Annotated in this window: 9 protein-coding genes; 3 read left to right on the top strand and 6 right to left on the bottom strand. The window is 45.1% G+C overall.

Translation table 11 applies throughout. The features are described from left to right. Nucleotides 1-23 precede the first annotated feature (23 nt). The 3 genes from NLBNIHML_RS30065 to NLBNIHML_RS30055 all read right to left on the bottom strand — a co-directional run bounded on the left by NLBNIHML_RS30065 (nt 24) and on the right by NLBNIHML_RS30055 (nt 4,855). The gene (locus NLBNIHML_RS30065) at nt 24-1,193 is read right to left on the bottom strand and encodes a glucose-1-phosphate adenylyltransferase (RefSeq protein WP_339243038.1); all 1,170 of its coding nucleotides are present in this window, start codon (nt 1,191-1,193) and stop codon (nt 24-26) included. Nucleotides 1,194-1,758: 565 nt separating this feature from the next. Beyond that, complete coding sequence (locus tag NLBNIHML_RS30060) at nt 1,759-2,910, bottom strand: iron-containing alcohol dehydrogenase (RefSeq protein ID WP_494353415.1); 1,152 nt, start codon at nt 2,908-2,910, stop codon at nt 1,759-1,761. A gap of 250 nt (nt 2,911-3,160) precedes the next feature. Next, complete coding sequence (locus NLBNIHML_RS30055; RefSeq protein WP_494353414.1) at nt 3,161-4,855, bottom strand: M3 family oligoendopeptidase; 1,695 nt, start codon at nt 4,853-4,855, stop codon at nt 3,161-3,163. 607 nt (nt 4,856-5,462) lie between these two features. Between NLBNIHML_RS30055 and NLBNIHML_RS30050 the strand changes: the two genes are divergently transcribed. Together NLBNIHML_RS30050 and NLBNIHML_RS30045 are read left to right on the top strand one after the other, a co-directional pair. After that, nucleotides 5,463-6,218: a hypothetical protein gene (locus tag NLBNIHML_RS30050; protein WP_339242012.1), complete on the top strand. Its 756-nt coding sequence runs from the start codon at nt 5,463-5,465 to the stop codon at nt 6,216-6,218. A 118-nt stretch (nt 6,219-6,336) separates the two neighbouring features. Further along, on the top strand, nt 6,337-6,549 hold the full coding sequence (locus NLBNIHML_RS30045; RefSeq protein ID WP_076249592.1) for a cation:proton antiporter regulatory subunit: 213 nt from the start codon (nt 6,337-6,339) through the stop codon (nt 6,547-6,549). Nucleotides 6,550-6,598: 49 nt separating this feature from the next. Here NLBNIHML_RS30045 and NLBNIHML_RS30040 read toward each other — a convergent pair whose 3' ends face one another. After that, on the bottom strand, nt 6,599-9,346 hold the full coding sequence (locus NLBNIHML_RS30040; RefSeq protein ID WP_339242010.1) for a PAS domain-containing hybrid sensor histidine kinase/response regulator: 2,748 nt from the start codon (nt 9,344-9,346) through the stop codon (nt 6,599-6,601). 271 nt (nt 9,347-9,617) lie between these two features. Here NLBNIHML_RS30040 and tgl point away from each other — a divergent pair, with 271 nt between their 5' ends. Then, on the top strand, nt 9,618-10,442 hold the full coding sequence (gene tgl, locus NLBNIHML_RS30035; RefSeq protein ID WP_339243037.1) for a spore coat transglutaminase TGL: 825 nt from the start codon (nt 9,618-9,620) through the stop codon (nt 10,440-10,442). Nucleotides 10,443-10,627: 185 nt separating this feature from the next. Here tgl and infC read toward each other — a convergent pair whose 3' ends face one another. Then, entirely contained in the window at nt 10,628-11,119 is a 492-nt protein-coding gene (gene infC / locus NLBNIHML_RS30030; RefSeq protein ID WP_339242008.1) for a translation initiation factor IF-3, read from the bottom strand. A 119-nt stretch (nt 11,120-11,238) separates the two neighbouring features. After that, complete coding sequence (locus tag NLBNIHML_RS30025; protein WP_339242006.1) at nt 11,239-12,171, bottom strand: manganese-dependent inorganic pyrophosphatase; 933 nt, start codon at nt 12,169-12,171, stop codon at nt 11,239-11,241. Between the last annotated feature and the right edge of the window lie 301 nt (nt 12,172-12,472).

Below are 12,472 nucleotides of genomic sequence, written 5' to 3'. Positions count from 1 at the left end.
ATGCACCGTCCTTTTGACTTCAATTAGGCCTTGCTGGTTATTCCTTGGCGAAGCTGACGTTCCAGTTCTTCCTGATCCACGAGCAATATATCACTCTCATCTTCCGGTGCAGGCGAAATCTGTGTTCCATCAGGAATAACCAATCCTTCTGCGATAATAGCTCGGTAAATGCGCACATTTTGCCCGATTTTCACTCTTGGCATGATGACCGAATCGATAACAGCGCTGTTCTCCCCAACGTCTACCCCGTAGAAGAGGACGGAATGGTTGACCTCGCCGTGCACAATACTGCCTTCACTAATAATACAATTGCGAACCTTCGCCGAAGGTGAGATGTATTGTGCAGGTTGGTTCGGATTACGTGTAAAGATACGCCAGTCCGGATCATTCAGATTAAACGGTGTGTCTTCGTCCAACAGGTCCATATTGGATTCCCACAGACTGCGAATGGTACCTACGTCTTTCCAGTAACCTTCAAATGGGTATGCATATAAGGATTTTTCGTTTTCAAGCAATAAAGGAATAATATCTTTACCAAAGTCATAGGAGGTGGACGCCTGTTGTTCATCCTGGATCAGGAAACGTTTCAGTACATCCCACTTGAAGAGATAGATACCCATGGAAGCGAGTGTGCTCTTGGGTTCAGGAGGTTTTTCTTCAAATTCATAGATGCTATAGTCATCATTGGTGTTCAGCACCCCGAATCGGCTGGCTTCTTCCAATGAGACATCAATGACCGAAATGGTGCAATCCGCATCTTTATCTTTGTGATACTGGAGCATTTTTTCGTAGTCCATCTTATAGATATGATCCCCTGACAGAATGAGCACGTGCTCAGGATCGAATTGTTCAATAAAGTTCAGGTTACGGAAGATGGCATCTGCTGTACCACGGTACCAACTGCTTCCGTCTTCACGTTCATGGGGAGGAAGTACGTATACTCCGCCATTTTTACGGTCCAGATCCCAGTCACTGCCGATACCAATATAGGAGTGCAGGACAAGTGGTTCATATTGAGTTAATACGCCCACTGTATCAATACCCGAGTTAGAGCAGTTACTTAGCGGAAAATCAATAATTCGGTACGTACCGCCAAAATATACTGCCGGCTTAGCCAGTGATTTCGTTAATCCTTTTAACCTCTTCCCTTGCCCTCCGGCAAGTAGCATCGCTACAACTTCTTTTTTCGCCATCATTACAGCCTCCTCCACGTGCATTCGTTCTGATTCATTTCAGAGCCCATAATCGATATTCTGTTGTGTGGACACTGTTGTCATGATTAGGAGCATGCTGTACAGATGTGTAACCGGATGAGTCTTATTGCAGTTGAACTTGTTTGATTGTGAAGCCTCAGATAGAGATGATGCGGTGTAGAATTGCCTTGACTGACTTACAGAGGTGAATGTTAAATGAAGAACTAAAGATGTAGCTCGTGAGCAATGAAATAGAATACTCCTATTTAACATTAAACACGAAACGGACTGGGGAATCTTACTGGAAAACATCGACATCAAGTTTCGGGTAAGATCACCCTTTCTCGTGCCTCTGTTATTCATATTGTATTCGATAATAGAGAAGCAAAATCCTTTAGTTTTTGTGCAATTATTAAGTGGAAAAATAAGTAAAAATATCGAGTTTACACGACAAAAAAGCCGACTTTCGATCTCGGCTCATTTTGTCTATTATTTTTGAATTGGATAATCCGTGATCCTCAACATCAATAGGATCGTACTTGGATATATCCGTTTCTGAAAAAGTCTATATAATTTTGCGGAATAGCTCCATCACTTCGTCCTTGGACGGTTGATAGGGATTGCCTGGTGCACAGGCATCTTTCATCGCGTTATCGGCAAGCAGTTCCACATCCGGATCTTTCACACCCAGCTCAGACAGTTTCTCAGGGATGCCAACTTCCTTCGATAGCTGACGGATGGCCCCAATAACGTAATCGGAACACTCCTCATCACTTCTACCCTTCACATCCATACCAATCGCTTTGGCAATGTGACGGAATTTGCCCGGTACATGCTTGGCATTCAGCTCCTCCACATAGGGGAGTAACATGGCGTTGCATACCCCATGCGGCAGATCATATACGCCACCCAGTTGATGCGCCATCGCGTGGACATAACCCAGACCCGCATTGTTAAAAGCAATCCCGCCAAGGAAACATGCGTACGTCATATGTTCCCGCGCTTCCAGATCACTGCCGTCTCTCACCGCTCTTGGCAAATATTCAAAGATCAATTCAACAGCTGCTGCAGCTGTCGCACTTGTCACTGTAAATCCACCGGGCGTAACCATCGCTTCCACGGCATGGGTTAAGGCATCCATTCCCGTAGCCGCTGTGAGACTTGCTGGCTTGCTGAGCATCAGCTCCGGATCATTAACCGACAGGGAGACCAGACTATTACGGTCCACCATTACCATCTTTACTTTACGTTCCTCATCTGTAATCACGTAGTTCATTGTCACCTCACTCGATGTGCCAGCCGTTGTGTTAAAAGCCACAAGTGGCACGGACTTATGTTTCGATTGATGCAATCCTTCATATTCACGAATATGCCCACCGTTGGTAGCTACAATGCCAATACCTTTGGCAGCATCCTGCGGTGAACCTCCGCCTATCGATATAATGGCGTCACAGCCATGATCCTGGAATAATTGAAGTCCGTCATGTACATTCTGACATGTTGGATTAGGCTGAACCTCATCATATACGACATAGTCTATCCCTGATTTTCTTAATATAGACAGTACCTGCTCTGCAACGCCTGAAGTTATCAATTGACAATCACTTACGACCAATGCTTTGTAGATACCCATCTGTTCAATCATCTGGCCTGCTTCCTGTAAACATCCTCTACCCATCAAGTTCACGGGCGGAACATAATATGCATGTGTTGCCATCTGAACCAGCCTCCTGTAACCCCTGATTTACTATCTACATTGTAACTGAATCCGTTTTCAGATATAGTGAAATAAATCACAATGAACACGATAAATGTTACACCGAGGTTGATTTTTACCCGTAATGAAAAAAGACGACCCAGGCACCCGAAGGTATCCAAGCCGTCTTGCCTATCAATCTTAAAGCTTTATCCACTACTTATACCTTACGAAGGAACTTTCATAGAGACATCCTTATCCTTACGAAGGCTTAAAGCGCCTTATCGTTCACACCGTCAAGCCATGCCTCAATATCTCCAATTACGGAGGAAACACAACCGTCCTCAAATGGTGAGTTCAATCCAGCCAGTTCAACCAATCCTGTGAAGGACAAACTTCCTCCCGCTTTGCACAATGTCAGGTAATCGGCCCATGCGGACTTCATATCTTCGTTGCTGCGTTTCCAGAACTGGAATGCACAGATCTGTGCCAACGTATAGTCAATGTAATAGAACGGCGATGAGAAAATGTGACCCTGCTTATGCCAGAAACCACCCTGCTCCAGATAAGCATTATCTTTGTAATTGATGTGTGGCAGATAGGTCTTCTCAATGTTACGCCATGCCTGCTTACGCTCCGTTGGTGTCGCATCCGGGTTCGCATATACAAAATGCTGGAATTCATCCACAGCTACACCATACGGAATGAACAACAAACCGGAAGACAGGTGATCAAACTTGTATTTGTCCGTATCTTCCTTGAAGAACAATTGCATCCAAGGCCATGTGAAGAACTCCATACTCATGGAATGAATCTCAGCCGATTCATATGTCGGCCAGTTGTATTCAGGCACTGCAAAATCACGGCTCTCATACACTTGGAAAGCATGACCTGCTTCATGTGTCAATACATCAATATCACCGGATGTACCGTTGAAGTTGGAGAAGATAAACGGCACTTTGTAATCGTTCAGGAACGTACAATATCCGCCCCCTTGTTTACCTTTTTTGCTGACCAGATCCATAAGCTCGTTGTCGGTCATCATCTGGAAAAATGCATCCGTCTCTGGCGATAATTCAGCGTACATTTTTTTACCATTCTCAATAATCCATTCCGCATCACCCTTAGGTGTCGGGTTACCTGTCTTGAAGCTGAAGCCCTGATCGTAATAATACAGTGTATCCACATCAATCCGATTACGCTGGCGCTCTCTGAGCTTGGTCGCTACAGGTACAATATAATCGCGAACTTGGGCCCGGAAGTTGGCTACCATCTCTGCGTTATAATCCGTACGGTTCATGCGATCATAGCCGAGTTCCACATAGCTTGGATATCCCAGTTTTTTCGCAATCTGTGTACGCACTTTAACCAGTTCATCGTAAATACGATCGAATTCAGCCTCATGCTCAGCCATGAACGTGTATCTGGCTTCCGAAGCCCGCTCACGCATGGAGCGATCCGTGGACAGTTCAAATGGATGAAGCTGTGGTAACGTGCGCTCTTCACCTTCGAAAGGAATTTTGGCCGAAGCGGTCAGCTGATTGTATTCTGTGGAAAGTTTGTTCTCCTTCTGGAGTTCTTCAATGATTTCCGGGCTGAATGTTTTCAGTGAAAGATCCGCCAGTTGGAACAGCTGTGAACCCCATTTTTGCTCCAATTCATTGCGGAATTTCGAGTTAACCAGTGCACGGTAAAAATCCGTAATATATTCCTGCACAATGGGTGCATTTTCATCCAGAAATTCGTTCTCCGCTTTGTAAAACTCATCATTGGTATCAATGGAATGACGGATGTAGACCAGTTGGGCTTGCGTCTCAAAATCACTGCGCAGCGCATTAATCTGATCCATGAACCCACTCTGTTCCTCAACCGTTGTCGCAGCTTCAAAACCGCTCAACAGCTCACGGAAAGATGTCTTGATGTGTTCCAGATTCGGACGTGTATACGTATACTCACTAAATTTCATTTATGTACACCCTTTCCTGTTTGGCAGAATCTCGAGAGTATCCCGAGTTAAACTAACCCCTATTATACAAAAGAGCAGCTAAAAAATCCCATCTTTACGAAAAATATTTGTCCATCGGTCAAATTTGTACAACATTGTTGACTACATATATTACGTGCTAATGTAAGATCATTTCTTCAAAAAACTTTCAAACACAAATAAGCCCGCCTCGCATTAGCGAAGCCAGCTTATAGGTTGTCTCTCTTCTTTTCACATTTAAAAAATACTAGCTTTGGTCTTTATCCATAATCTGATAGAACCAGCCCATTCCGACCATGCCCACGACCATAATAACGGCCATAATAATGATATATGTCATGAATGTAACCTCCCTGCTTCCGTATATTCATCACACTACTACTAGTGTACACGGTGAAACACCGTTTGAATTGACCGAACATTGACAAAAATACGAAATCTTCAATTTTAACATATTGATTATTTCCCACAGGGCACTATATCATACGTACCTCACTGCAGGGTTCAAAGTTTCATCCGCCATGTTTACGGTGTATACTATACTTCTATGAAATGGAATTTGGATTTTTACGCAGAAAGGTTGAAAGACATGTCGACTCGCATCCCCTTACGTCAGCTAATGCTTACTGTTCTACTAGTCCTTATGTTATCTATTTTATCCGCCTGTGCGGATGGAGAAGCCCATCTAACGGTGAATATGGACGGATCAACGGATCTGGATCTCAATCTCAACGTAAAGAACTCCGCTCTTGGAAAGATTGGACAAGACAATCTCATGCCTCTGATCGCAGATGCATTGAATCGAAATAACTTCCAGGCAGAGGTTTCGGAACAGGGAGATCAGAAGCAACTCACAGCGACCACCCATTATGAAAAAAGCAATACAACCAACTTTGATACGTCCAAGTTACCACAAGGGATCAAAGTTGAACAATCAACTTCTCCCGGCTTCTTCACTTCCAAGATGCACATTACAGCAGAAGCCGACCTCATGGAATCCATGCCGGATGGTGAGATCAAAAATCAGATTAACAAGGTGCCTAGCTTTCTTAAGAACCTCTTGTTAAAAGATGTTAACTTTGATTTTAAGTTGTCTTTGCCTATCAAGGCAGCTGATTCCAATGCGGATCAGGTAGAGGATGGCGGAAAAACGCTCATTTGGCACGTTTCCCCCCTCCAGATGAATAAACTGGATCTGACTGTACAGGTCCCCAACATTCGGAACATCATCATCGTTGCAGTCATTGGCCTATTATTCATCGTTGCTCTGCTCATTTGGTTTTTGGTTCGTCGCAAACGGGCCAGACAGAGACATAGTGCAGGATCACATCGCGGAAAAAATTAATTCCTTCACACCAATTTTATTTGTGACTTGCCAAACGGTGTTGTGGATAGTAGAATACATCCGTACTGTGTGAACGGTTAATTTTTTATTCAGCAAAGCTAAAGAGGTGACAGGTTTCATGAATATCCGCGAATGCCCACTACCTGGTATTGGAGTTAAGTACCAGTTTGATACAAAGGGCGGCCAGCAGTTAGTCATTATTGTGCATGAGGACGGACGCCGTGAATTATTCTCCGTTGATCCACAAGACAACGAAGAACTCACTCTGATTGCAGATTTGGAAGATGACGAATGCGTAACCCTCTCCGGGTTAATCGGAGGCTGGTCGTAAATGACAGAATAACCTGTACCTTGAATTCAAGGCACAGGTTATTTTTCTGTTACGTTACCCTTTGAGAGCGAATATATGGAACCCATGTATTTAATACACGGCTGATCTCCGCGGAATGGAACGGTTTGCTAATAAAGTCCTGCATCCCGCATTTCAAGCACTCCTCGCGGTCACTCGCACCTGCAAAAGCAGTTATCGCTGCAATAACCGGTATCTCTGGATGGCTCTGTCTGATTCGACAGGTCGCTTCAATCCCATCCATAACGGGCATTTGAATATCCATGAACACCAGGTCATATTGAACCTTGTTCAATGAATCAACGGCCTGTGCACCGTTCTCAACGATATCACATACTCCGCCAAACTTGCGCAGCATCTCCTCCAACAGGTGGCTGTTGACCGCTTGATCTTCAGCAATCAATATTTTGAGGTCATGGGCAAGACTGGCTCGATCCAATTGCAGTTCATCATTCTCAGTAATTTCGATCGGGTCACTACTTTCTTCTTGCCAGCGCTCCACTACGAGGGTGAACTGGAACTCTGCTCCCTCACCGATCTCACTCTGTACGCCAATCGCTCCACCCATTAATTCCACCAGTTTCTTGCTGATCGCAAGCCCCAGTCCTGTCCCGCCAAACTTGCGATTGATGGCCGGATCAAGCTGTGAGAAGGATTGGAACAACTGATGCTGCTTTTCTGTTGGAATACCGATTCCTGTATCTCTTACTTTAAAGGTCAACATCAGATTGTCCCGACCATGCTCATCTGAAAAATCAGCACCAACGCTCACCTGAATACGACCCTGCTCTGTGAATTTAACAGCGTTACCCACCAGATTAATCAGCACCTGCCGAATTCGTGTCTCATCCCCCCGAATTCGCTCAGGAATGTGATCCGACACTTCACAAAAGAGTTCAATATTTTTCTCTGAGGCCTTCAGCGCAAACAGTTCAATCACTCCACCCAGCATCGCCTTAATATCTACAGGTGCGCGCTCAAGATCCATTTTGCCTGCTTCGATTTTGCTGAAATCCAGGATTTCATTCAAAATGTACAAAAGAGATTCGCCGCTATCAATCATGATTTCTGCAAAGCCTTTCTGTTCATCATCCAGCTCGGTTTCCATTAATAGGTGGGCCATGCCCATGATGCCATTCAATGGTGTTCGAAGCTCATGACTCATGATAGCCAGAAACTCGGACTTCGCTCGGTCTGCATGCTCTGCTGCTTCCTTGGCACGTATGATGTCCTTCACAGATGTCATATCACGGAAAACCAAAACGGCTCCACGGGTTCTACCCTGATCCATAATCGGCTTCAATTGGAACTCCGCCAGGAAACTGGACCCATCCTGTCTCCAAAAAACGGATTCGGTACGCGGCAGACCTCGTCCCTCACGAACAGCCTGTAGAATTGGTGTATCCTTGGATGGGTAAGGGATTCCTTCGCTCTGCATCTGAATCATCATCTGTTCAAGAGGTTTGCCGTTCATTTCACTTGGACAGAAGTTCATGATCTCCGCAGCGGCCGGATTAGCAAAGTTCAGATTCCCTTCCAGGTCCAGTCCAATAACACCCTCAGACATGCCATTCAAAATCAATGCCCGTTCATAACTAAGATTCTCGATTTCCTCGACATAACGTTTGGACTCCGTAATGTCACTGGTAATCCCATAGACACCTACAACTTTATCCTCCAGTATAATAGGAACATTAATCACATTGGTTTCAATTCGCTGTCCATTTTTGTGAATCAAGCCTATCTCATAGCTCTGTGCCGTGCCCTTCACCGTTTCCTCAAAATGATATCGTGTCTTCTCCAGATCCACAGGATCAATGAGGTGATCAAAAGGTCGGCTCAGCAGCTCCTCCTTGCTGTGTCCCGTCAACTGTTCCTGACCCACATTGGCTTTCAGCAGATTGCCTTCCAGATCAAGAGAAGCCACGCCCAGGGGATTACAGTCAAATAATGATCTGTACTCCTGCATGCTTAACTGTTGTTGCTGGCTGGCTGTGATATCCCGGGTTACAGCGACGAGTTCTAACAATTCACCTGCACTGTCATAGACATAATGTGTAATGGTATCTGCCCACACCGTAGATCCGTCCTTATGTTGCAGGCGATAACTGAGCCGTTTGGGAGCCAGACCCCTTCTCTGCTCTTCCATATACGCTTCAACCAAGGGCACATCCTCCGGACAGATAACGAATGTTCCAGGCTTACCTATCACTTCTTCCAACTCATAGCCGAGCATGCTCTTGCATGCATTCGAAACATATTTAAATGTACGACTGGAATCGACATCATGTATTGCAATCAGGTCCAGTGAAGACTCTGCCAGCAGCCTCGAGATGCGACTGCTCTCCTCCAATTGCTTACGTTGCACAATAAGGATTTCCTCTGCATCTTTTTGTTTCGTAATATCAGCAGCTTGTACGAGCAGATACAAAGGTTCACCACTCGTTTCATCCCGTACGATGCAAGCTCTAATGGTTGCCCATAATAACGAACCGTCCTTGCGTTTCAGGCGAACCTCCGTCTCGTACATCTCCCTTGTTTTATGGGTCATTTCCCAGAACTTGCTGCGGAATTCCTCCATGTGCAGATCTTCTTCGCAGATCATATGTACGACCGAAGTATCGAGCAGTTCTTCTTCACTATATGCAAGCATCTCGCAAAATGCAGGATTAAGCTGCAACCACTTTCCATTTACATGCGATGCGACAGCAATGCCGATTGGTGCGTGTGTATACAATTGTTCGAACAGAGATCGGCTCTCTGTAATGGATTTCGACATCACGTGTCCTCCTTTATGAGAATCTGATTGTATTCCGTATGAATAGACCCGCTTGAACATAACTTCATCTATAGAGTACTACCCCAAATGCCATGATTTATAAACGAGGTCACACAAAATGTTCACAGGAAACGACATTTTTAAGCTTGGATGCCGGGACATTCAATATGTACATACCAATTCGAACACATCGCGTCATATACTACACAATACCCGTGCTCTACTGATAATACAATGTTGAATATTCAAACAGGAATGGAGGTTATGAATGATGATCATTGTCGCAAATCAACCCGCCCTGCTGAACCGCTCGGAATGGTCTGATTTTGAATGGTACTGGTTACAGCAACTTCAGGATCGTCCAACGAGATATGTTTACCAATCCATGGATCATCTTCGATTTGAATGGGACTTGAGAGGCTCGCTCGTGAATGCAGCAGAAGGACTGGATCGAAGCGGGGTGAATTTTGCATCCTTTGAAAAATCCAGATGTAATCCTGCCTTCTGGAATCGAAATGCAGAGGGTGGATTCGAGCTTAAACCGAACGTAACACCCGCTGACGGCATCCGGGATATTTGGAGGAATGGGCACTTGTATGCCTTTGAATGTGCAACAGCCACGGTCATTGTGCTGTATGGTGGCGTGCTGGGAAGCATTCGTGAAGATGCTTTTAATTCGCTGTTTCGAAATCTGCTGCTCTTTGACTGGCATTATGACAGCGACCTGCGATTGATCGAAAAAAATGGTAGTGAAACCGCGCTTCCAGGAGATGTACTGTATTTCAAAAATCCGGATGTTTCTCCCGAAACCCCCGAATGGCAGGGAGAGAATACGATTATGCTGCGCGAGGACTGGTATTATGGCCATGGGATTGGCATTGCAAGCGGCGGAGAAATAATACGTACCCTGAATCAGTTCCGCGTTCCAGGTAGCCGGGTCTCTGCTTACTTAATGGATATGGTTATTTATCCGGACTTCTTTTATTTATCTCGATTCGCCAAGAACAACCCGAATAATGTTGCCGCTGCTTCTACACCTGTATTACCCGGACAGTTATATGTACGTCTTGGGGGCAGTCGTTATTTACGCAGCTGAATTAATGATACAGAAACGGATTTCGCCTTGAGTTGCATCCCTGATATATCAATCCAAGTGACGATTAACAAGCCCAATGGTACAGCAGTTACCCTGCCATTCATTGGGCTTTTCTCACATTCGAATAATCATTACTGCATTCACATTGGCCTTGCTATGTGTTATCTCAATAATCGTCTGGCAATCTACGCATGGGGGTCCAGTTGCACGACAACCTGTTTACCACTTACCTGGACACCCGTCGTTTTACTACCGAATTCAGCCAGCGATTTGCTCAGTTGCTCTGCCCATTCCTTGCCAGCAGCTCCCTCTTTGGCTCCATGCACCTGGATGACGAGTTTTACCGAATCACCTTTCTTCAGGATGCGTTCCGCCTGAGATTGCTTGGTATCCCGGTCATGATCCTCCATTGCAAGGTTCAAACGAATTTCTTTTACTTTCCGTTTATCAGGGGATTTACTCGCTTTTTTCTTCGCCTGCTGCGCTTCCGCTTTGGCTGCTCCTGCACCGATCAGCTTGCATGGCGGCGGACTGGTCATCAAGGACAAGCACACCAGATCTACTTTATGCTGCTTCGCAAGTAGAAGGGCTTCCTTTGTGGGCATCACGCCCAGATCTTCACCATTCAATCCGGTAAGCTGTACTTCGGCTGCTTTGATTTTTTCATTTTTGATCATGATTCTTCCTCCTCCACATCAAAAGCCTGTCCTGATCATGTACCGATCAGAGCAGGCTAGGATGTCGTTGCTATTATTTGTAATACCTATCAGCGTATGAATACGCCAATCTGTCCGATTTATAACGTGTTGAATGCTTCCGTCAGAACCGGTACAATCTGTGATTTGCGTGATACTACGCCTTTCAAGAGCGCTTTGCTATCAGACAGTGTCACATTGTAGGCTTTCTCCACAGCTTTGGTGGATGCGCCATATGCCAGAGCCACAGAATCGTTGTTCAGAATGTCTGTTACGACAAATACGAACAGGTCGAGACCTTTGCTGGAAATGATCGCTTCAATGGCTGCTTCTAGCTCAGGTTGCTTCACGAGAACATCGTTCACATCTACAGCGTTAACCTGTGCAATTTCCACTTTGGCTTGACCCATTACGAATTCTTTGGCATCCAGGGAAATCAGCTCAGCAATTGTTTTTTGGCTCAGATCCGCGCCGGCTTTCAGCATGTCCAGACCATAGCTGTCTGCATCTACGCCAGCAATGGCAGCCAGTTCACGCGCAGCGGCTACATCCTGCTCTGTGCAAGTCGGGGATTTGAACAACAAGGAATCAGAAATGATTGCAGACAGCATCAGACCAGCAATCGGCGCACTCACTTCGATGCCGTTTTCTTTGTACATTTTATTCAAAATGGTTGCAGTACAACCTACAGGCTCTGCACGGAAATACAGAGGTCCGCTTGTCTCAAAGTTAGCAATACGGTGGTGGTCGATAACTTCCACGACAGTCACTTCCTCAATATCGCTTACGCTTTGCTGACGCTCGTTGTGGTCAACCAGAATAACCTTGTTTACTTCATTTGAAGCTGTTTTAATCAGGCGCGGTGCCTCAATTTTGAAATGATCCAGTGCAAACTGGGTTTCACCATTGACTTCGCCGAGACGAACAGCTTCAACGTCCTGACCCAATTTTGTTTTGAGATCCGCATAGGCGATTGCCGAACAGATCGTATCCGTGTCGGGATTTTTGTGACCGAAGATTAACGCTTTTTCCATATTTATAGCCCTCCGTCAATTCTCATTTATATAAGTTTAACCAAAGAATGTTTACACTTGCCACTCCGATGACAGAATAACCTTCCGGTCGCTGTTATCCCCAGATTTTTTGATTCCCTTTTTAAAGGTTAAATCCGGTGATAAGCATACGCTTCCGATGCAGCTTTCTTTCAGAAAGCTTTTAGGCGAGCGCTCCGCTTCTCCAGCTTTTTTCTGTCCTCTCCGTTCTCGTGTAAAACGTTTAGTTGAACTTATATAGAATAATACATGTCATATTTTAATCATACCCTACTGATTATAG

This window comes from Paenibacillus sp. JNU01, assembly GCF_059130585.1.
This window is presented reverse-complemented; position numbering and strand designations above follow the sequence as displayed.